General features: G+C 43.3%; 18 protein-coding genes and 2 pseudogenes. 12 read left to right on the forward strand and 8 right to left on the reverse strand.

Translation table 11 applies throughout. The features are described from left to right. Window positions 1-41: 41 nt before the first annotated feature. Entirely contained in the window at window positions 42-2,180 is a 2,139-nt protein-coding gene (locus tag IM479_RS07855) for a type I restriction-modification system subunit M (RefSeq protein ID WP_287684406.1), read from the reverse strand. Between the two features lie 636 nt (window positions 2,181-2,816). Here IM479_RS07855 and petC point away from each other — a divergent pair. From petC to IM479_RS07875, 4 genes are all read left to right on the forward strand, one after another. Next, window positions 2,817-3,356, forward strand: coding sequence for a cytochrome b6-f complex iron-sulfur subunit (petC, locus tag IM479_RS07860; protein ID WP_286826836.1), 540 nt, complete (start codon window positions 2,817-2,819; stop codon window positions 3,354-3,356). Between the two features lie 43 nt (window positions 3,357-3,399). Beyond that, window positions 3,400-4,386, forward strand: coding sequence for a cytochrome f (gene petA, locus IM479_RS07865; protein WP_286826838.1), 987 nt, complete (start codon window positions 3,400-3,402; stop codon window positions 4,384-4,386). A 132-nt stretch (window positions 4,387-4,518) separates the two neighbouring features. Beyond that, a complete protein-coding gene (locus tag IM479_RS07870; protein WP_287684408.1) occupies window positions 4,519-5,580 on the forward strand; it encodes a mannose-1-phosphate guanylyltransferase in 1,062 nt (353 codons plus the stop codon). Window positions 5,581-5,927: 347 nt separating this feature from the next. Further along, on the forward strand, window positions 5,928-7,577 hold the full coding sequence (locus IM479_RS07875) for an ABC1 kinase family protein (RefSeq protein WP_287684410.1): 1,650 nt from the start codon (window positions 5,928-5,930) through the stop codon (window positions 7,575-7,577). 12 nt (window positions 7,578-7,589) lie between these two features. On the opposite strand, the gene IM479_RS07880 is transcribed toward IM479_RS07875, so the two are convergent. Together IM479_RS07880 and glnA are read right to left on the reverse strand one after the other, a co-directional pair. Then, window positions 7,590-7,997, reverse strand: coding sequence for a hypothetical protein (locus tag IM479_RS07880; RefSeq protein WP_125732447.1), 408 nt, complete (start codon window positions 7,995-7,997; stop codon window positions 7,590-7,592). A 206-nt stretch (window positions 7,998-8,203) separates the two neighbouring features. After that, window positions 8,204-9,625, reverse strand: a complete 1,422-nt coding sequence (glnA, locus tag IM479_RS07885) for a type I glutamate--ammonia ligase (RefSeq protein ID WP_287684411.1) — start codon at window positions 9,623-9,625, stop codon at window positions 8,204-8,206. A gap of 972 nt (window positions 9,626-10,597) precedes the next feature. Between glnA and sppA the strand changes: the two genes are divergently transcribed. Beyond that, window positions 10,598-11,419, forward strand: coding sequence for a signal peptide peptidase SppA (sppA, locus tag IM479_RS07890; RefSeq protein WP_287676420.1), 822 nt, complete (start codon window positions 10,598-10,600; stop codon window positions 11,417-11,419). Between the two features lie 68 nt (window positions 11,420-11,487). Then, the gene (gene aroH / locus IM479_RS07895) at window positions 11,488-11,889 is read left to right on the forward strand and encodes a chorismate mutase (protein WP_287684412.1); all 402 of its coding nucleotides are present in this window, start codon (window positions 11,488-11,490) and stop codon (window positions 11,887-11,889) included. A 137-nt stretch (window positions 11,890-12,026) separates the two neighbouring features. Here the strand turns inward: aroH and IM479_RS07900 are convergent, their stop codons facing one another. Further along, complete coding sequence (locus IM479_RS07900; protein ID WP_287684413.1) at window positions 12,027-12,920, reverse strand: alpha/beta fold hydrolase; 894 nt, start codon at window positions 12,918-12,920, stop codon at window positions 12,027-12,029. A gap of 58 nt (window positions 12,921-12,978) precedes the next feature. On the opposite strand from IM479_RS07900, the gene IM479_RS07905 reads away from it, so the two are divergent. After that, on the forward strand, window positions 12,979-13,821 hold the full coding sequence (locus IM479_RS07905; protein WP_287684415.1) for an alpha/beta fold hydrolase: 843 nt from the start codon (window positions 12,979-12,981) through the stop codon (window positions 13,819-13,821). Here the strand turns inward: IM479_RS07905 and IM479_RS07910 are convergent, their stop codons facing one another. Further along, window positions 13,822-14,655: a M48 family metallopeptidase gene (locus IM479_RS07910; protein ID WP_287684417.1), complete on the reverse strand. Its 834-nt coding sequence runs from the start codon at window positions 14,653-14,655 to the stop codon at window positions 13,822-13,824. It lies immediately after the preceding gene. A gap of 63 nt (window positions 14,656-14,718) precedes the next feature. After that, complete coding sequence (locus IM479_RS07915) at window positions 14,719-15,003, reverse strand: hypothetical protein (protein ID WP_287079042.1); 285 nt, start codon at window positions 15,001-15,003, stop codon at window positions 14,719-14,721. A 648-nt stretch (window positions 15,004-15,651) separates the two neighbouring features. On the opposite strand from IM479_RS07915, the gene IM479_RS07920 reads away from it, so the two are divergent. Then, the gene (locus IM479_RS07920; protein WP_286826850.1) at window positions 15,652-16,647 is read left to right on the forward strand and encodes a LysR family transcriptional regulator; all 996 of its coding nucleotides are present in this window, start codon (window positions 15,652-15,654) and stop codon (window positions 16,645-16,647) included. 40 nt (window positions 16,648-16,687) lie between these two features. Here IM479_RS07920 and IM479_RS07925 read toward each other — a convergent pair. After that, window positions 16,688-16,840, reverse strand: a pseudogene (locus tag IM479_RS07925) (ImmA/IrrE family metallo-endopeptidase); the annotation flags it as partial. Here IM479_RS07925 and IM479_RS07930 point away from each other — a divergent pair. The 4 genes and pseudogenes from IM479_RS07930 to IM479_RS07945 form a co-directional block, all read left to right on the forward strand. After that, window positions 16,838-17,131 (forward strand): annotated as a pseudogene (locus IM479_RS07930) (Piwi domain-containing protein); the annotation flags it as partial. The pseudogenes IM479_RS07925 and IM479_RS07930 overlap by 3 nt on opposite strands. A gap of 290 nt (window positions 17,132-17,421) precedes the next feature. Beyond that, entirely contained in the window at window positions 17,422-19,791 is a 2,370-nt protein-coding gene (locus tag IM479_RS07935) for a glycogen debranching protein (protein ID WP_287684421.1), read from the forward strand. A 171-nt stretch (window positions 19,792-19,962) separates the two neighbouring features. Beyond that, window positions 19,963-20,613, forward strand: a complete 651-nt coding sequence (locus tag IM479_RS07940; RefSeq protein ID WP_287684423.1) for a TVP38/TMEM64 family protein — start codon at window positions 19,963-19,965, stop codon at window positions 20,611-20,613. 70 nt (window positions 20,614-20,683) lie between these two features. Then, window positions 20,684-21,691 carry a DnaJ C-terminal domain-containing protein gene (locus IM479_RS07945; RefSeq protein WP_287684425.1) on the forward strand — a complete coding sequence of 336 codons (1,008 nt, stop codon included), beginning with the start codon at window positions 20,684-20,686 and terminating at the stop codon, window positions 21,689-21,691. A 115-nt stretch (window positions 21,692-21,806) separates the two neighbouring features. Here IM479_RS07945 and IM479_RS07950 read toward each other — a convergent pair whose 3' ends face one another. Continuing rightward, a complete protein-coding gene (locus tag IM479_RS07950) occupies window positions 21,807-22,151 on the reverse strand; it encodes a hypothetical protein (RefSeq protein ID WP_287077839.1) in 345 nt (114 codons plus the stop codon). Window positions 22,152-22,263: the final 112 nt, after the last annotated feature.

The raw sequence follows: 22,263 nt of genomic DNA on the forward strand, positions 1-22,263 counted from the left end.
CGAAGGTTACATGATATCAGCCAGACTTGGAAACTATCTCATCAAATTAGTCCCCCCATAGAACCCCCTTGAGCCATCTTGCACACTTTTCTCTTTTTGTCAAATTTTATGTTAAGAAAGATGTGACTAATGGATAGCTTAATAAGGGGGGTGGCGTTAGCCGGGGGGATCTCAAAAAAACTTAAATTCTCCTTTTTAGCAAACTGAATAAACGCCTCAGCGATACCATCTTCTGTTAATCCATCATGGTTAAATAGATCATGATCCACAATCCAATGATTATGTTCATCTAATAGCAAATCCCCTGAACCATCCGTCTTTTTAACATAAACTTTTTCCCCTGAATTATCCTTACCTGACTTCTGCATCGTCGCAAAAAAGATATTATAATCATCCTGACGAGGACAAAGCGCACCTATTTTGGGATTATCATTCCATTTTTGCACCAATAACACCGAGGTTTTTGTTCCTGTATGGGGTTTAAAAGTATTACCACTTAACCCCACCACTGCTAAAATTCGACATCTTTCGGCAATAAAATCCCGAATATTCTTATCAGAAGAATTATTAAAGCGTCCTTGGGGTAAAACTATCGCCATTCTTCCCCCCGGTTTCAAAAAGTCTAGATTGCGCTCAATAAATAAAATATCGCGTCCTACCTTAGTTTCCCATTTACCGTTAGACTTTTTTGCTAAGTCATAACGAGCAATCATGCGCGGTTCTTTGATATCACCCGCAAAAGGTGGATTTGCCATCAAAATATCGAATTGAAACTCCCTATAGTCTGGACTTCCCTTTGGACGCAGTTTTTTCAAGCGTCTGAAACCTTCATGATAAACATCATCCCATTCTTCCTGTTGCGTCACCTCATCCCATAATTCATAATCTAGAGTGTTTAAATGTAGTACATTGGTTTGTCCGTCTCCAGCAATCAGATTGAGGGTTCGTGCTACCCTTACCGCTTTTTCATCAAAATCAATAGCAAACACCTTTTCTTCCACATATTCCTTACAACGGGGTGGCTTTTCTTCCAATGAAAATAAATGACTTGCTTCTAATCCCTCATCCTCTAAAATCTGCCGCCAAACATGAAAGATTGTATGTACTGGAAACCCCGAGGAACCGGCTGCGGTATCAATCATATATTCATCTTCTTGGGGGTTAAGCATTTTTACACACATATCAATCACATAACGAGGGGTGAAAAACTGTCCTTTTTCCCCTTTACTGCTTTGATTGATTAAATACTCAAATGCTTCATCAATTACATCCAAATTGGAGTTAAATAGCTTCACATTCTCTAAGGATGACACACAAACCGATAAGTGAGAAGGTGTCAGACTAATCTTGGCATCCTCACTAAATACCCCTGGCCATTTTTTCTTAGCTTTGTCAAAAAGATCCTGAATTTTCGTTTTTAATGCGCTTTCTGTTTGTCCTGTATTACGAAACTCCAGAGAACGAGTAGAACGTCGATTACCCTGTCCAGAATACCATTCATCGTAGAGCTTGGCAAAAATCAGCTTAAATAATTCCTCAAAAACATCTACCCCGGCATTTGCTAATACCTCATCTTCCATTTCTTCGATTAGCGTTTTCAGAGATTTATTTTCTTTGACTAACTTATCATTGGCGATTAAATCATCTAAAGTAAACTTAATCTGGAGAATATCTGCTAGGGTTTGATTAGAGTTAGGGATATCTGGAATATCTTCAAAATAATTGGGATCTTTGCGTTGATAATAGGAAATCTGATCGCCGTTTGTCCAGACAGCCATCGGCGAACCTGTGCCGTTACAATAGGAACGTAGTTGTGCTTTCCCTTCCTTGAGCTTGGGTTTTTTTACCTCTACCAAAATATAAACTGTGTTCAGGCGATCTTTGTCCATCACCGCAATATCTGCTCGTTTTACCTCCCTGCCAAAATTCACCCCATACTCCACCTGAATGCGACTGAGAGGATAATGTAAGCGATCGCTTAAAACCCTTAAATATAATTGTCTAATCGCTTCTTCTGGGGTAAGTTTAATCTCTTTTTTCCGTACTAAGCAAATTGTATAAGGAGCTTCCCCATTTTTTGTCTTTTTAAGCGTAATTGTCTGCTCTAATTGCTCAACTTCCGTCGGCGTAAACTGGGACAACTTATAACTTGAGTCTTTGAGAATATCAGCTAATTTCATAATTTAAAGATGATAGAGATAAATAAAAATTTTTATACCAAGCATTGAAAGAAATCCCAGCCTTGACAAATTTAGTGAGTTAATCTATTGATGGGAGAATTTTCCGTGTACAAGCCAGTAGGCATGACTTGAAATCATTGTATTCTTGGCTAAGTAGCTGGTTATAATTATAATTAAAAATTGATTTTAGGTTCGATCCCCCCTGCCCCCCTTGATAAGGGGGGTGCCGATAGGCGGGGGGATCCCCCCTGCCCCCCTTGATAAGGGGGGTGCCGATAGGCGGGGGGAGCCTCCCTTAATCCCCCCTTGATAAAGGGGGATGTTTGATAATTTTTAACGCCTACCTACTTATTAACTTAAGTTAAAGGTAGATGGGGACTTAATTTTCCATTGGATCGAATTTTTTAAGATTCTTTCGATGTTTGCGGTTTCTCATCTGGGCAAAAGCGAGAAAACAGCGATCGCCTTTGGGGCAGCTTTGCTGTGGCAATTGTCCGTGACTCAATATCTGTAATAATCTAATAAAGCCCTTGTAAACCTTCTTTAAGCTCTGGGTTTTCGTCTTGATCGAGATGCACAAAATCGCCCTTAGATGAGAATTAGTTTACAAAAATTTACATTTGGAGATAAGGAGCAATGAGTCAAGTTTCCGGTACAGATGTTCCCGATTTGGGTCGTCGTCAATTTATGAACCTGTTGACCTTTGGTACAATTACCGGAGTAGCAGCGGGCGCTTTGTATCCGATTGTTAAGTATTTTATTCCCCCCTCGGCCGGTGGTACGGGTGGCGGTGTCACCGCTAAAGATGCCCTAGGCAATGATGTGATTGTCAGTCAATTTCTGGGCAGCCATAACCCTGGCGATCGCACCTTAGCCCAAGGTTTAAAAGGCGACCCCACCTATTTAGTCGTCCAAGAAGACAAAACCCTGGCCAACTACGGAATTAACGCCGTCTGCACCCACTTAGGTTGTGTGGTGCCATGGAATGCCAGCGAAGAAAAATTCATGTGTCCTTGCCACGGTTCCCAGTACAATGCCGAAGGAAAAGTAGTTCGCGGTCCAGCGCCTCTATCCTTAGCCCTCGCCCATGCCAACGTCACCGATAATGATAAAGTCGTCTTCTCCACTTGGACGGAAACCGACTTCCGCAATGGCGAAGAACCCTGGTGGTCCTAGATTATTCAATGTGACGAGATTTTGGAATTTTTAACCGATAGAGATGAGAACATTCAACTTTTTAAGTTTCCCGCAAGTCCACAGACAGGCCCTAGTGAAAGCTGTCCTCGTGGCGATCGCTACCGTTTCCCTACTCCTAACCAGCGATGTCATTAACCCCCAATCTGCCCAAGCATATCCTTTTTGGGCGCAACAAACCGCCCCGGAAACCCCCAGAGAAGCAACCGGTCGGATTGTTTGCGCTAACTGCCATTTAGCCCAAAAACCCGCCGAAATTGAAATCCCTCACTCGGTATTACCCGATAGCGTCTTTGAAGCAGTAGTAAAAATCCCCTACGATCCCGCCAGTCAACAGGTGTTAGGAGACGGATCGAAGGGGGGTTTAAACGTGGGTGCAGTCTTAATGCTACCGGATGGTTTTAAAATCGCGCCCCCCGATCGCATTCCCGAAGAAATGCAGGAAAAACTCGGTGGAGTCTATTTCCAATCCTACAAAGAAGGTCAAGATAACGTGGTTATCGTCGGTCCTTTACCCGGTGATCAATACAAAGAAATCGTTTTCCCCGTCCTGGCCCCCGATCCTAGCCAAAATAAGAGTATTCACTTCGGTAAATATGCTGTGCATTTAGGGGCCAATCGTGGTCGCGGTCAAGTGTACCCCACCGGTGAACCCAGCAATAATAACGCCTTCAAAGCTTCTACCGCAGGTACAATTAGCCAGATCAGCAAAACCGAAGCCGGTGGTTATGAAGTCACCATCACTTCCCAAGCAGGCCCCGTGGTGGAAAATATTCCCGCAGGTCCTGAGTTAATCGTCTCGGAAGGTCAAGCGATCGAAGTGGGACAATTTTTAACCAGTAACCCCAATGTCGGCGGTTTTGGTCAAAAAGATACGGAAGTTGTCCTGCAAAATCCCGGCCGGATCAAAGGATTAGTTTTATTCCTCGGTGGCATTATGTTATGCCAAATCCTCTTAGTTATTAAGAAAAAACAAGTGGAACAAGTACAAGCGGCCGAAATGAATTTCTAATCGCAATATTTCGGTTATTTTTGCTAGAAAGCGGGTTATTTGCCCGCTTTTTAGCTTTGAGTCAGGAAAATGCTCACCGCTCACTGCCGTCTGATACAATCGGTTCAGCTTAACCGATAAGTGTCAATTTTTATGAATCAGTCGCTTGTTCCAGTCATTCTCGCTGGTGGTAAAGGGGAACGTTTTTGGCCTCTCAGTCGTCTAGCGCGTCCGAAACAGTTTCTCTGTCTTGATGGTAGTGGTCGCAGTCTTTTACAAGCAACGGCCGATCGTCTATTATCTTTAGGGGCAGGTTGGGAAAATCTCTGGGTAATTACCGCTAGTGCGATCGCTGATGGTGTCCGCGAACAACTGCCTGATTTACCAGAGAGTAACCTATTGGTGGAACCGGTGGGCAAGGATACGGCCCCGGCTGTGACTTGGGCCACCTTAGAAGTGACAAAACGTTATGGTAAGGAAGTGGTGATCGGTTTTTTTCCTGCCGATCATTATATTGGTGATCAAGAGGCTTATATTAACACTTTAAAAGCGGCCGTAGAAGTGGCCGTCAGCCAAAAAGCGATCGTTACTTTAGGGATTAAACCCGATTATCCCTCCACCGGTTACGGTTATATCGAACAGGGAGAAAATCAGGGCGAATTTAATGGCCTACCCGTCTATAAAGTGAGTCGTTTTACGGAAAAACCCGATCGCACCACGGCCGAAAAATTCCTGGAAACGGGACTTTTTAGCTGGAATAGCGGAATGTTTATCTTTCAGGGACAAGTGGTTTTAGAGGAGCTAAAAACCCACGCTAATAATATTCTACAACCTCTGATCGATCGGGGCATCGCTGCCTATGAGGATTTAGAGAAAAAAAGTATTGATTATGCTTTGATGGAAAAAACCCAACTCGCTTACGTTTTACCCGCTAATTTCGGTTGGGATGATCTGGGAGATTGGAATTCTCTGGAAAGATTACTAGAAGCAAAGGGCAAAAATATTGAACTGGCCAATCATGTCGGTTTGGATACGGAAGGGGCTATTATCTATGCTAGTGATGAGGAGGAAGCGATCGTTACTATTGGTTTAAAAGATCTGGTAATTGTTCGCGACGGTAAAGCGACTCTCGTTGTCCACAAAGATCGTACCCAAGATATTAAACAAGTTCTCAAGCAATTACAAACCGATCCCAAATTAGAGAAATTGTTATAGGATCGATAAGTACCTAAGCAAAATTAATTACACATCTAAGCCATCAGCTTTTTCAGTAATCAGTGCTCAGTAACCAGTAATCAGTGAAAAGACAGTAGGAAACTTTTAAGTAGATGGGTGGAATTAAATATAAGATGAACGTAGGTTGGGTTGAAGTATGAAACCCAACGTCTGCATGGGTTACGAAGTGCGCTAACCCATCCTACAAATAATTGTGCCTCCCTACTTATTTAATACTGCTCACTTAAAACTCAAATCTGATAACTTACCCACTGATAACTGATAACTGATCACTGATAACTGATAACTTACCCACTGATAACTGATCACTGATCACTGATAATACCGTGTTCTCACTCCCCCAAACCAGTCAAAGACAAAAAGAAATCCTTGAGATAGTTCTCGGCAACGGTTGGGACTATATGCGCGGGGTTTTAACCTTAGGAAAAACAGAAAATCCCCAGATTCCCACCCCAGAAGTTCTCAAAAAAATCCTCGTGGAATTGGGGCCTTTTTATGTCAAATTGGGACAGTTACTTAGTACCCGTCCCGATCTGCTACCTGCTAATTATATCGAGGCTTTAACTGCCCTACAAGCGCAAGTTCCTCCCGTTGCTTGGACAGATATAGAAATAGTCATCACTGAACAGTTAGCAAAACCGATCGAACAGGTATTTAAGTATATTAATCCCCAACCGATCGCCGCGGGATCGATCGGGCAAATTCATCGGGCAACTTTATTATCCGGGGAGGAAGTCGCGATTAAAGTCTTGCGTCCGGGGATCGAAAAAATTGTCGCCCAAGATAGTGCCTTAATTAAGGGAATTGCTGATTTAGTTGCCCTGACAGAATTTGGTCAAAGTTACGACGTTGTTAACTTAGCAGAGGAGTTTATTAAAGCAGTCAATGCGGAATTAGATTTCACCCAAGAAGGTCATTATACTGACCAATTACGCTATAATTTAACCCAGAGTCGGTGGTCAGAACCCAAACAGTTAGTTATTCCTAAAATTTATTGGCACTTAACTAATTCTCGGCTATTAGTGTTAGAATGGTTGGAAGGAAAACAAATTTTAGAGGCTGATGTTTCTAGACCAGTAACCGAGCAAGCAATTTCCCAAAGAAAAAGCGAAATAACTAGAATTTTGTTTCGGTCATTTTTTCAACAAATTTATATTGATGGCTTCTTTCATGCCGATCCTCACCCGGGTAATATCTTCTATCTTGACGATGGTAGAGTGGCTTTAATTGACTGTGGTATGGTGGGCAGATTAGATCCGCAAACTCAACAAATTTTAACAGAATTGTTATTGGCAATTGTTGACTTAGATGCCAAAAGATGCAGTCAACTAACTATTAAACTATCCGAGTCAGTGGTGCCGATTACTTTAGTACAATTAGAGGTGGATTATGAGCGGATGTTGCGAAAATACTATAACCTCAATTTAAATCAAATTAACTTTAGTGAGGTGGTTTATGAACTTTTGCAAATTGCCCGTCGCAATAGAATTAAACTTCCGGGTAATTTAGGTTTATTTGCCAAAAGTCTCGCTAATCTAGAAGGAACTGCCCGAAAATTTAATCCTGATATTAATATCCTAGAAGAAGTCAAACCGCTATTAACTAATATTTTTGAACAACAGTTAATCGGTAGCACTCCCCTACAAACTGCCCTAAGAACAGTTTTAGACTTGAAATCTTTTTCCCTGAAATCTCCCCGTCAAATCGAAGTTTTACTAGACGGTTTAACCTCGGAAACTTTAAATGTTAATCTGAAAATTCGCGACCTAGATAATCTCCGTCGCAGTTTAGATAATTCCGCCAATCGACTAGCTTTTAGTGTGATTATTGGTTCCTTAATTATCGGGGCCGCCATTGTCACAGCCAGCGCCCAATCTCGGCAATTAACTATTATTAGTACCGTATTATTTGCTACAGCTAGTTTTATCGGTTTATGGTTAGTTGTCGGTATCCTGCGATCGGGGAGATTGCGCTAGAAATTATCGCGATTAAATTAAGATTTGTTGTTGTAAAAATTTCGCCCACTGACTAGCCAATTCAACTTCAGTAAAGGGAATTTTTTCAGGCGATCGCTCCTTAAAAATAAATTCTAGGAAAGGAGAACCTTGGGGGGGAAGAGCATCTAAATCCACCACTTGATTATTAACTAACAGACGGATTTCTTTGACCTCCTCTAGGGAAAAAGTTTGTAAATTAATCACTCCCTTACGAGTTGGCTTTCCCCAAGTGATAATTTTATCTTTTTGACCTAATACAGAATATATATCATACTTAGCTCGCTCGAAGTTTTCCGCCCATGCTCGATAGATTTCCACTTTTTGGTATTCATTCCAACCACTCCAAGCCAACCAAATAAATAGAATTAATAAAGGTGTCCACAATAACCCGCGTTCCATAAACTATCGCCCCAAAATCCTGGTCAATTAATCGTATTTTATGCTAATTGGCCGCAAGGGATTATTAGCCGTCAGCTTTGAATCAGTTATCAGATGTCAGTTTTCAGTTCACTGATTACTGAAACAAGCTCCCCACTGACTTGCTGATTCGGAAAAAAAGGGCAGGCAAAGGCCCACCCTAGGATTAATGATTAGTCAATCACACCTTAGACATCGTAGTAGAGGGAGAACTCGTAGGGGTGGGGACGTAAGCGCATCGGGTTAACTTCGTTATCGAGTTTGTAGGTGATCCAGTTTTGGATAAAGTCTTCGGTAAAGACACCAGAATCGGTCAAGAAAGCGTGATCTTTTTCGAGATTTTCCAGAGCTGCTTCCAGAGAACCGGGGGTAGAGGGGATTTTTGACAATTCTTCGGGACTGAGTTCGTAGATATCCACATCGAGAGGTTCCCCTGGTTCGATTTGATTTTTAATCCCATCGATACCAGCACAGAGCATGGCTGCAAAAGCGAGGTAGGGATTAGAAGTCGCGTCAGGACAACGGAATTCCAAACGTTTGGCTTTCGGGTTGCTTCCCGATAAAGGAATCCGAATCGAAGCGGAGCGATTACCTTGGGAGTAGGCCAGGTTTACAGGGGCCTCAAAACCGGGGACGAGACGCTTGTAAGAGTTGGTGGTGGGGTTAGTTAAAGCTAAGAGAGCGGGAGCGTGTCTAAGCAAACCACCGATATAGTACAGTGCCATTTGGCTAAGTCCGGCGTATTTATCCCCGGCGAACAGGGGTTGACCATCTTTCCAGATAGACTGGTGAACGTGCATCCCGGAACCGTTATCACCAAAGATGGGTTTGGGCATAAAGGTGACGGTTTTACCGTATTTCTTGGCCACGTTCTTAATGCAGTATTTGTAGGTCATCAAGTAGTCGGCGGCCCGTACTAGGGTAGAGAATTTAATCCCTAGCTCGTTTTGACCACCAGTAGCGACTTCATGGTGATGTTTTTCGATGGGAACTCCGCAGTCGGCCATGGTTAAGAGCATTTCCGTGCGAAGATCTTGAGAGGTATCGGTGGGACTAACGGGGAAATAACCCTGTTTGTAGGCGGGTTTATAGGCAAGATTTCCCTCTTTTTCGTCTTTACCGCTATTCCAACGACCTTCGACACTATCCATGTAGTAATAGCCTGCGTTGGCGGTTTGGTCGAAACGAGCGCTATCAAAGAGGAAAAATTCCGCTTCCGGTCCAAAAAATGCGGTATCACCTAAACCGGTACTGCTAAGATAATCGATCGCTTTCTGAGCAATAGAGCGAGGATCGCGGCTATACCATTCACCGGTTCTCGGTTCTTTGATGCTACAGATCATGCTTAGGGTAGGTTCCTTGTAGAAGGGATCGATCCAAGCAGTGGTGGGATCGGGAACCATGGCCATATCGGATTCGTTAATTGCTTTCCAACCGCGAATACTGGAACCATCGAAGGCAACACCATCGCTGAAAGAGCTTTCATCGATTTGGTCGTAGTAGAACGAGCAATGTTGCCAGATACCCGGCATATCAATAAATTTCAGGTCGATAATCTTAATATTGTTGTCCTGAATCATTTTCAAGACTTCTTGTGGCGTTTCGGGCATGGAAAACTCCTTTGACTTATGGATCGGTTCTTAAGCTTCTCAAAAAATCCATCCTAAACAGTCACTTTGACCGTTTTTGTATTTTTCGATACAAAATCTTTAATCCTAGCTTGAAAAAATCTGTAATTTCCTTGTTCAGGTCGGTAATTGCTCAGAATGGCGATTTGCCTATCAGCTTCTAGCTCCTCTGGCCACACCTCAAGCACGTTCACTAAAAAGTTTTTCGGTGGGGGATGGGGGATGGGGGATGGGTTTTACCGATTTTCAGGTGGTCAACTACCTAATTTTCAGGGAAAAAGTCCCTGAATTTTCCCCCGGATCACTCCCATATCCGGTACTTTTTGATTGACAAAAAGTCTAAAAGTCTGACCCAACAAGGTTTTTAGCTTTATTCAGCAAGCCCTAATTAATTAAATCTTTTGCCAGATAAGGATTTAGTCGATTTATGCAACCCTATTGAACCATACCAAGTAACGAAGAACCAGAAATTATAACTTTCTTTATCCTCAATTATAACAGTAATTTCTGGATTATTTAATAGGATTAATTCTCCTGCGTACAGACCTTTGCCTCCCTTTCAATCAGGAGCGCAGAACCATTCGCTAAAACCTGGTCGAGTATTGGCTTTTTTCCCTTACTAGATATTTTGGCATTAGCGGGCTATTTCACCTGAAAATATAGACCATTTTCTTGATTACAAAGTAAGAAAAAAACTCTAATAGCAAATCTGTTTTTAATAGTATGATTAACTTCCAATCGAACTTTAAAAACCCGCTCCCCACTTCCCACTTCCTATTCCCCGCTCTCTTGCCTAAATACTCACCTCGCCTACCTCAACTCTGGCCAGTTAATGTTGTTATACACCTAACCAGACATTTTAGCCTGAAATTCTGAAATATAATGTTTGCTTAACCTGGAACGATCAAAGCGTTAGATTAGAAAGAGTCCTTTTTTTAGAGATATTTAAACCTGATGGTCTGGCCTTTTAAACCGAAAACCCGCAAACAAATCGCTCGAATAGAAATTACAGGTGCAATTGCCTCCGATACCCGCAAAAGAGTCTTAAAAGCCCTAGAAATCGTCAAAGAAAGGCAATATCCCGCCCTACTTCTCCGCATTGACTCCCCCGGGGGAACCGTGGGGGATTCCCAAGAAATTTATGAAGCATTGAAGCGGTTACAAAAAAATACGAAAATAATCGCTAGTTTTGGCAATATTTCCGCCTCTGGCGGCGTTTATATCGCTATGGGGGCCAATTATATTATGGCTAACCCCGGCACGATTACTGGCTCGATCGGTGTTATCCTGAGAGGGAACAATCTGGAAAGATTGTTGGATAAGGTGGGAGTTTCGTTTAAAGTGATTAAATCTGGCCCTTATAAAGATATTCTCTCCTTCGATCGAGAATTAACTGATGAAGAAGAAAGAATTCTCCAGGATATGATCGATACCAGTTATCAGCAATTTCTGCAAACCGTCGCCAGCGCTAGAAATTTAGATGTCAATCAGGTGAAAAGTTTTGCCGATGGGCGCATTTTTACCGGTCAACAGGCTTTAGAATTAGGAGTGGTCGATCGCTTGGGAACCGAGGAAGATGCCCGACTTTGGGCGCTAGAATTGGCAGGATTACCCCCAGATAAAACTAAATGTCAGACTATCGAAGAACCGAAACCCCTCCTCAGTCGTCTGACGGGCAATCGTTCCCAAATACCCCTAGGATTACAAAAAACCCTACAGCGTCTAGAATTTGAATTGGAAGTTAACGGACAACTATTGTGGTTATACCGACCCTGATGGCCAAATTAAAGTCGAGAAAAAGGGCGCGTTAACCCCTAAAATTGACTCATCAGGATTAGCGGAGGATGACAATCGTGCAGTGGAAGGTTCGAGCCATTCGGGGAGCGACGACAGTAACGGTTAATACTATTGAAGCTATACGAGAAGCAGTGACAGAACTCCTCGAAGCGATCGAAATCCACAATAGTCTCGATCCCGATGATATTGTTAGTATTATCTTTACGGCAACTCAGGATTTAGACGCGATTTTCCCCGCTGCTATCGCTCGCGAACGTCCCCATTGGCAAAATGTCCCCCTCCTCGATGTGCAACAGATGCACGTCGCTGGGAGTCTGGAAAAGTGTATTCGGGTAATTCTCCACGTTAATACTCCCAAACTGCAAAGCGAAATGCAGCACGTCTATCTGCAAGGGGCGAAAAATCTTCGCCCCGATTGGCAGATTTCTCCAGTCACTATTAATCGCTAAAATCTTCGATAACCTGTTCCCGCATTTTCTATTAAGTTTATTGATTTCTCCCTCAGGGAAAAACTGGCCGCAAAAATCATTAAATTTACCTTTGGGGCCCGGAAAAATTAGCCCTCAACCCCAACTTTTTTAACTGACTAAATCCCCATTTCCGACAGCCAACTCAAAATTAATTGATTAACTTTTTCGGGATGTTCATCGTGGGGACAGTGACCGGCTTTGGCAATCGGATAAAATTGGGTATTATTTCCCATTTTAGCTCTTTCTTGGTAAATTACCGAACCGGCGATCGGTGTCCAAGGGTCATCCTCTCCCCAGAGTACCAATAAAGGGCGATCGATTTGCGGTAATAATTCCTGGGGAGAAGGTCCGGGGGGTGCTGTCAACACCGATGCAAACACTCCCCACGCACCCGCATCACAGGAGGGTTGATAGAGAATTTCGACTAATTCCTCGGTAATCGCGGTATGATCCCGATAAACCTGTTTTAAGGTGTTACGGATGCGATTTTTCTGCCTTACCTGTTCAAAAATAAACTTTCCTGTCACCGGAGAACTAACTAAACCAGTAAAGGCAGCCATGATTAAACGCAGCGGCAAATTTAATTCTTCGGGACGATGGTTTAATCCTCCGGCACAGTTAATAATTACTCCTCCAGCAGTGATTTCGGGAGATTCTGCCATCAGCATTAAGGTAATCAGTCCCCCGATGGAATTACCGATAAATACCGCCGGTTTTGCCATTTTTTCTCGCCAAAAGTCTTGTATTTGCCGCAGCCAAAGGTTGAGACTATAATCTAAAGCGGGCTTATCTGTACCCCCAAATCCCAAAAGATCTAGGGCATAGACTTGATAGCCATTTTCCGCTAAAACGGCGATATTTTTGCGCCAATGACCGATAGATGCCCCAAAACCGTGAATTAATACTAGGGGTTGTCCTTCTCCCCGCACAGTGTAGGGGATGGTGTGACCTTGCCATGTCCAAGACAATTGCTCTAAGCTAGTCCCAGTGATCGGAGATTGTAGTGCCATTGTATGAAGTTTTATTAAGTGATATTTAAATTATAGAGTAAAAATCAGCCGAGAATTTATGCCACAACGCCAGACTTTTACCAGTAACTCGATGGAAATTTCCTATTTACAATGGAGCGATCGAGGTATGCCTCTATTATTATTGCACGGCATGGCGGATCATGCTTTGGTTTGGTCAAGTTTGGGCGATTATTTAAGCTCAAATTATCAAGTTATTGCCCCAGATTTGCGGGGACATGGGGAAAGCGGTAAACCGGCAACCGGTTATCACTTTCAGGATTATATCGGCGATTTAAGGGCTTTAATTAATCATTTAGGTTGGACGCAAGCACATATTTTAGGTCATTCTTGGAGTGCTAAAATAGCGGCAATTTGGGCAACTCAACAGCCGGAAGTATTTAAGAGTTTAATTTTAGTCGATCCCTTTTTTATCGATAAAATGCCTAGTTGGATTAGGATAACTTTTCCAATTCTCTATCAAGTTTTGCCCTTTTTAAAGATTACTCGCTCCTTTGATAGTTATCAGAGCATAGAAGCGATCGCTCGTCAATTAAAACAATATAAAGGTTGGTCAAATCTACAGCAAGAGGTGTTTAAAAATGCCATCGAACAAAAAGCTGATGGCAGTTGGAGCAGTAAATTTACTTTATCGGCACGCGGGGAAATTTTTGAGGATGTCATGGGGTTTGCCGGATTAACTAAAACTTTAGATATTCCCAGTTTATTAATCCTTCCCCAGCAGGGATTAAATCGCACTGCTTGGCAAATTCAATCCTATAAAAGGTATTTAACTTCTCTAGAGATTAAAAAGATACCGGGTAATCATTGGGCATTTTTAGGGGAACCTGAAATTTTTAATCAAGCGGTGGCCGAGTTTTTATCCGTTCGGGAAATTGTCTGATTAGCGGAGAGAACGAATCTGCAATTGGTAATAATCCTCGTCTAAACCTTGATTCTGCTTGTTATTAACCGAATTAAGCTGTTTTTGCAGTGCCAAAATGCGATCGCCTGTAGCAGGATGGGTGCTGAGAATTGTCGGGGTAGAACCCCCCTGTTGTGCTAATTTTCCCATCAAGGAGATCATCGCCGTGGGTGCATAACCAGCCTCAGCTAGATTGTTTAAACCCAGTCGGTCCGCTTCTAATTCATCCTTGCGACTATTGGGCAGACTATAGGCGAGATTGACTCCCAATTGTACCCAAGTTTTTGTGTCTAATCCCGCCGCGCTGAGAAGTCCTTGGGCGAGGGCAGTATTGCGTAATTGGGTGATAGAATGACGACCGACGATATGGCCGATTTCATGGGCAATGACGCTGGCTAATTCTGCCTCATTATCAGCAGTTTTAATCAATCCCGTGTGTAAATAGACAAATCCGCCCATGGTTGCGAAGGCGTTAATGCTATTGTCGCGCACCACTTGAAAAGTGTAGGGAATCTCAGGGTGATCGCTAGTTGCCGCTAATCGCTGGCCGATTTCTTGGACATATTGGTTAATTCTGGCATCTTTGGCCAGTTTTATTTTACCTGATTCTAATAAACCTTGATTAATCTGCCTACCGAGGGCAACTTCCTGCTGAGGAGAAATAGTGGCGAGTTGAATAACCTGCACACCGCGAAAAAGTAAATCCATCCACGAGCGTGCGAAACTAGGTTGGGGATTGACAATCCCGATACTCAGGGTGAGCAGCAGGGAAATTATTGTTAATAGCCAAAAACGGTAGAAAATAGGGCGCATAGACGATTCGATCCCATAAAAACCTCATTCCCATTCTAGACAGTCCCTATCACCCTTTGCCTGCTACTGTCCCCGATTGGTTTGATAGACGTAAAAGTTAAATAAATCGAATAAACTGCCAACAAAAGCAAAGGTGACAGCGATGGTTAACATTCCTTGTAGGGGATAACCGCCGCCGAAAATGGTTAAAAATTGCAGGATTTGGCTAAAACCGGTCTGACAAACCCAAGTAAAGCCGGGGACATGACTGGTGGCCAATAAAGCAGTTAAAATAGAACCCACCAAGAGGACGGGAGCAACAAAACTTAATAGGGTGGAAAATAGCAGGGAACGGAGCAAAGTAAGCATGGGTGCTGATCTCCAGAGAATTAGGGGGCGATCGAACGGGAATAGGAATCTATGCTCGCTCCCCTCTAGGATATACGTTCATCTCGGCTAGGGGCGGTTTTTTAAAAAATCTTAAAATATCATTAAGATTCTTGGTTAATAACGATTAAGTGGTACACAAAAGTCAATGCAATAATTGCTCAGGCAGCCTTTTTCAGTGATCAGTAAACAGTAAACAGTAAACAGTGAGGGGTTGGGACGTGGGGACGTGGGGACGTGGGGACGTGGGGACGTGGGGACGTGGGGACGTGGGAAGAATAAATAAAAATAATCTCCCGTCTCCTGTCTCGGCTCTTCTCGACTTTGTGTGATAATTTTTGCTTATGGAATCGTGAAATGCTTATCGAGCAAGACTTTTAGGGCTATTTTGCGGATATTCTATCAGTATAGACCTCGTTTTCACACAGAAACCAGAAGAGCCCTGTCTCCTGTCTCCTGATAACTGATAACTGATAACTGATAACTGATAACTGATAACTGATAACTGGAACTACCTGAAGCATTGATCCCCGTGGTGTGGTACTGTCAATTCAGTGTATTTATCGGCACTGGCTTAAGATTTGTCGCTATTGTCCTCCCCTTCTCCCGTCGCTGTTTTTGAGGCTTTCTATGACCGACATTCCTTTCACCCTAGACCAACTGAGAATTCTCAAAGCGATCGCTGCCGAAGGAAGCTTTAAACGGGCGGCAGATACCCTGTATGTATCTCAACCGGCGGTCAGTCTTCAGGTACAAAACCTCGAAAAACAGCTAAATGTGCCGTTATTTGACCGGGGCGGTCGGAAAGCCCAATTAACGGAAGCGGGATACCTACTCTTAAGCTACGGCGAAAAAATTATCACTCTCTGTCAAGAAACCTGTCGGGCGATCGAAGATCTACAAAATCTGCAAGGGGGAACCCTGATCGTCGGCGCTTCCCAAACCACGGGAACCTATCTTCTTCCCCGCATGATCGGGCTTTTTCGGCAAAAATACCCAGAAGTATCCGTACAGCTACAAGTTCATTCCACCCGTCGCACCTCTTGGAGCGTTGCTAACGGTCAAGTGGATTTAGCCATTATCGGGGGAGAAGTTCCCGCCGAATTGCAAGAAACCCTGCGGATTATCCCCTACGCAGAAGATGAACTGGCTTTAGTCCTGCCTATTTTTCATCCTCTGTCTAAGGTAGAAATGATTCAAAAAGAGGATTTATATCGACTAAAATTTATCACCCTCGATTCCCAATCGACGATTCGCAAAGTTATCGACAAGGTTTTAACTCGTTGCGAGATCGATACCAAGCGCTTAAAAGTGGAGATGGAACTTAACTCGATCGAGGCGATTAAAAATGCCGTACAATCCGGTTTAGGGGCGGCTTTTGTCTCGGTGACAGCGATCGAAAAAGAACTACAAATGGGAGTTATCCACGCTACCAGAATTAAAGATGTGGAAGTACGACGCACTTTGTCGGTAATTATTAACCCGAATCGCTATCGCTCGAAAGCTGCCGAGGCTTTTACCCTAGAAATACTACCCCAATTCTCCACCTATCCCGAATATCTGGCTGACGACCACAACTTTGAACCGATTCCTAATCCGCAACCCGCCGAAATTATTAGTAAATAAGTCGATCGAGATGGGCAAAATCTCCCTCGGAACATTTAAGCTATCTCTTGGGAAAATTACTGGCCCGATAAATTACTTTTTGATCGACTTTAATCCAATGGAGACTCTCTAAACGATTTCTAAGATTAGTAATAGTTACTCCCAACTCGTCGGCGATCGCATACAGATGTCCCCATTTCGTCAAGTCACGTCCCTAGGATTAGCTTTTGCTTTATCAAAACGGGAAGTTATCTTGATAACTTCCCAAGTGTCTGAACAAATAGGTGTTTCTCGTCCCTTACGCTTAAAAGTTCATGAATTAGGAGAACAAGTAAATTTAAAACAGTTAGTTGACACTACGTTGAAATTAACTTTACTTCACTATGGTTCTCTCAAAGACCCCCGTTTACCTATCCCTTTGTATGGAGCGGATGCTATTGCTCATCGACGCTTACAAGGAATTTGTCCTAGTTTATTAGAAGATGATTGTCAATTCTGGCTTTAGAGAGGAAAATTATGTATAATTCTCATAGCAATCTACACCATCTAGAAGAATTAGTCAGTGATTTATCTAACCAAATTAGTTTACTGACGGCATAAAATCGAGCAATTAAAGAAAGATTAGCCTATCTTGAATGGGACTTGCATCGAGAAAATGGATGTTTACAAGCCGAAAATTTATCTCTAGGTTAAATTGCACAGCTTGTTTTCCTGGTAGATCAAGCTTTAGATTTTTTTCTTATTTCCTTGAGCGAAAAATGTCTATCATCAAAGGCGATATTATCCCGCCAATTTATGTTGCCAGCGATCGGTCAAAATCATCCCCAATCTGGTAATTATGCCCCCTTAGATAGCCATCTCTGGGCCGATGCCACCTATCCCCTCGGAGCGCATTATCGGGGCGATAGTGTCACCTTTGCCGTCTATTCTAAAAATGCCAGTCAGATTCTTCTGGAAATCTACGATCGCCCGACGGAAGAAAACGCTAAGTATGATTACTGGTTGACAAAAAACCCAAATGATGATATGTGGCGGGCAAAAATCGCCGGTATTCCCCCGGGCAGTTACTACGCTTTTCGCTGTTGGGGTTCCAATTGGCAATTTGATCAAAAATGGCAAAGAGGTCACAGTAACGCTGGTTTTCGGGCAGATGTGGACGATTTCGGCCATCGTTTTAACCCCAATAAAGTCCTCTTCGATCCCTACACGCGAGAACTTTCCCACGACCTTGAAACCCCGGCCATGATCGCGGCCGGAGAAAATGCGGGAATGTATGCCACGGGAGAAGGGGACTACAAAGGAGTGATCCGGCGGCAATACGATACGGGTAAATGGTCGCCCAAAGGCATTGTTATCGCGCCGGATGGGACTTCTACCGGGATTCGTCCCCGTCTGGGTGCGGAAAAAGCGATCATTTACGAGGCCCATGTGCGCGGTTTAAGCAATCACCCCTCCGCTAGTCGTTTAGAAGATATTCTCAAGGGAATTACGGGTTTTGAGGAAGTGGCTAACGTTCCCGACCAGTACAGGGGAACTTATGCGGGAGCCGGCTATATGGCCAAATACCTGAAAGCACTAGGATTTACCACCATCGAACTCTTACCCGTCCAAGAAACCGCTAACGATAATAACCCCGACGATCGCCCGGGTGGTAACTATTGGGGTTACATGACCTTTGGTTATTTCGCCCCCGATCGCCGTTATGCTTATGATCGCTCCCCCGGTGGACCGACCAGAGAATTTAAGGCCATGGTCAAAGCTTTCCACGACCAAGGTATAGAAGTTTATCTCGATGTGGTCTATAATCACACGGGAGAAGGGGGCAATTGGGGCAGCAACGATGTCACCGGATTTGTTAGTTTTGGTGGTTTTGATGTGGTGGAATACTATCAACTCACCGATGAACATTATCTAGTCGATGGGGCCACCGGCTGCGGAAATCAATTAAACTTTTCCCATATTGTCACCTGTAATCTGGTTCTTGATTCCCTCACCTATTGGTTAGAAACCATGGGAGTTGATGGTTTTCGTTTTGATCTGGCCACCGTCCTCGGTCGAACTCCTTCTAGTCATGAACGGGAAGATTGGGGCAAACAAAAACAATTCTTTCCTAAACATCCTTTGTTAGAAAAGATCGAGAAATTAGGCAAGAAATACGATGCGGAAATGATCGCCGAAGCTTGGGATATCTGGGGTTACGAAGTGGGGAATTTCCCAACGGGTTGGGGAGAATGGAATGGCCGTTATCGCGATGCAATCCGGCGTTTTTTAAAGGGAAATAGTAATACTTTTCAATTCATCGAACAGGTGAACGGAGATTATCACAATTTTAACGACCAAGGCGGACCACAAAAATCGATCAGTTTTATTGTTGCCCACGATGGTTTTACCCTGATGGATTTGGTCAGTTATAACAATAAAAATAACCTCAATCCCTGGCCTTTTGGTCCTTCTGATGGCGGCAATAATAATAACGATTCTTGGGATTCTGGCGGTAATCAGGCCTTACGTCGCCAAAGATTACGCAACTTTTGGACGATGCAATTTTTATCTCGCGGTGTGCCGATGACTGTCTGGGGTGATGAATTTGGCCGCACTCAAAATGGTAATAATAATCCCTACAATATTGATAGTGTGGCCACTTGGAATAATTATGATATGATCGCCACCCGTTCACCCCATCTACTGCCCACGGGTTATCGGGAAGCTTATCATAATAATTTTGGCACGGGAACTAATCAAGAAGAACGCAATCCTTTATTTATTTTTGCCGCTTATATTGCTCACTTAAGAAACAATCATATAGCACTCAAACAGCACCGCTACGGCGATATGGTTCTCGATGCGGGCAATAGTGTCACCTATTTATTTAAAAAACCCGATGGGGTTAGCGATTTAACTGCCCATGATCGCTCTATTTGGTTTTTAATTGATGGTAGTGCCGTCGGTGATCACGATTTTTTGGTGTTAATTAATATGTATTATCTGCCGGTGGATTTTCGCATTCCCTCACCACCCGATAATTATCGTTGGGTGAGAATTATTGACACGGCAGCTTGGGCAGAAACCGATTATAATTGTTGGTCTGTGGATCAAGGGGCAGTAATTGCCGATCGCTATAAAGTCAATGGTTTTTCGATCGTGGTTTTGGAGGAGGTTAACTAAACTACCCACAGCGATATCGGGGGTAATTTGGGGACAGATCGGGCAGCCCACTAACATTGAGATCGAGATCGATCCTATGCTAATTTCTGCTATATTTTTGGCAACAGAGAAATATAAACCCCTGTTACATCTCAGTTTTGCCCCCCGCACTTAGCCCAAAATTGCCGTTAAATGTCTAAAACTAAAAGTAGTGTTATTATCCTAACTATAATTTGTATTATCGCCACGGCGATCGGAATTTATCTGATCGGTGGTATCGACTCCCAACAATTACAGATCTGGTTAAAACAAATGGGAATTATGGCCCCCATTTTGTATATTATTCTCTATACGATCGGGACAATTTTAATTCTGCCTTCTACCCCCTTAAACCTCAGTGGTGGGGCTATCTTTGGGGTGGTTATGGGAACAGTTTGGACAACGATCGCCGCTTTGGTGGCCGCTATAGTTGCCTTTGCTTTTACCCGTACTATCGGCCGGGAATATACCGCCAAAAAATTTCAGGGAAAATGGCAAGCGATCGATGCAGAAATGCAGCAAGGAGGACTATTTTATATGTTTGCTATCCGTCTATTACCGATTATTCCCTACGGTATCGTTAACTTTGTTGCCGGATTAACTTCTATCCGTTTTCGCGATTATTTCATCGGTACTTTATTAGGCACTGTCCCCGGAATTTTACCCTTTGTCATGATGGGTGCGGGTTTAAAATCTTTAGGAAAAGGCGATATATTGCCCCTGATGGTGGCTTTTACCCTCATTGCTCTGTTAGTAGGTGTGGGAACTTGGTATCGTCGTCGTCGGCAATTTCCCTTTCAGTAATCAACGATAAAATTAAGTTAGATTAGGAATATCCCGACTGAATCCTCATTGCTAAGGAGATAGCGTATCGATGCCTGCCGCAGATTATAAAGATTATTATGCCGTTCTGGGAGTAGGTAAAACTGCCAGCGCTGAAGAAATTAAAAAAGCTTTTCGTAAATTAGCCGTCAAATATCATCCCGATCGCAATCCTAACGATAAAAGCGCCGAAGAACGTTTTAAAGAAATTAGTGAAGCTTACGAAGTCCTCTCCGATAGCGAAAAACGCCAAAAATACGATCAATTTGGACAATATTGGCAACAGGCCGGGCGATCGAATTGGCCCGGTGGTAATCCGGGGGGTGACTTTGGTTCGGACGGTTTTGACTTTAGCCAGTACAGCACCTTTGATGATTTTATCAATGAACTGCTCGGTCGCATGGGTCGCTCCGGCGGTACTCGCCCCCGTTCCCATCCCTACGGTACTCCGGGGGGAGGATTTGGCGATTTTAGCAATTTTAACGACTTTGCCGGCGCTCGTACTCCACCGCAATCTGTCACTTCTGGTATCTCCACCGCTAAACTGCGTCTGAGTTTTGCGGAAGCTTTACGAGGAGTACAAAAACGGGTTAATTTAGCCGGAGAAATGATCGATATCAAAATCCCCCCAGGAACTAAAACCGGCAATCGTCTCCGGGTACGGGGTAAAGGACTAATCGATCCCTTAAGCAAACAACGGGGAGATCTATTTCTCGATGTGCAATTAGAACCCCATCCTTTCTTTACTTTTGAAGGCGATAATTTAACCTGTGAAGTCCCGATTACTCCCGATGAGGCGGTTTTAGGCACAGCGATCGAAGTTCCTACCCCCGATGGCATGGTGACGGTAAAAATTCCCGCCGGTATTCGTTCTGGTCAATCCCTGCGCTTACGCGGCAAAGGTTGGATCGATAATAAAGGACAACGCGGCGATCAATTAGTCAAAATTGTCATCGATACTCCCAAACAGTTAACGGCGATCGAACGGGAATTATACGAGAAAATTAAATCTCAGCGTACCACCGATCCCCGTCGTCATCTCAGACAGGTGCAAATTTAAGTCCCTAGCTAGGGTTTGCCAAAACAGTTTTTCTTGGTGCTGATTACTGTCTCTGGGGTTTATCAAGGGGGGATCGGCACCCCCCTTATTAAGGGGGGATTAAGGGGGGATCGATCTAGAATTTAACCTTACTAGCCAACCAATTAGTAATTAATTTAGGGCTATTTTTCTTCACCCAATAGAGAGCATAAATTCTGAATATAGGCTTAGAAAAACGAGCGATCGCTTTCATGATAAAATTTAAGTTACGACGAGGAAACTTTTTATTAATTAAATTTAACGAACCCACATCGTAAAGACAGTCGATGATAATTCTAAAAGTCGTTTCCTCTCTTTGGAATAAACTATCTATTAACAATAGCACTTCCTGAATCCGTTGCTGTTTAAGCTGTTCCTCTTCGGAAACAGCCGAGAGAATCTGCTGCTGCTTAGATAATTTACTATCCGATGGGGTTAACATGATATGGTCGCCGAAAAATTAACTTGTTTTGATTTTATCCCTATTTGCCGATTTTGCAAGACCAAACCCCCCATCTATCCCCATTTTTACGATAACACGGATCATTACTGGT

It is taken from the genome of Microcystis sp. M165S2 (assembly GCF_020245885.1).
Lineage (GTDB): Bacteria > Cyanobacteriota > Cyanobacteriia > Cyanobacteriales > Microcystaceae > Microcystis.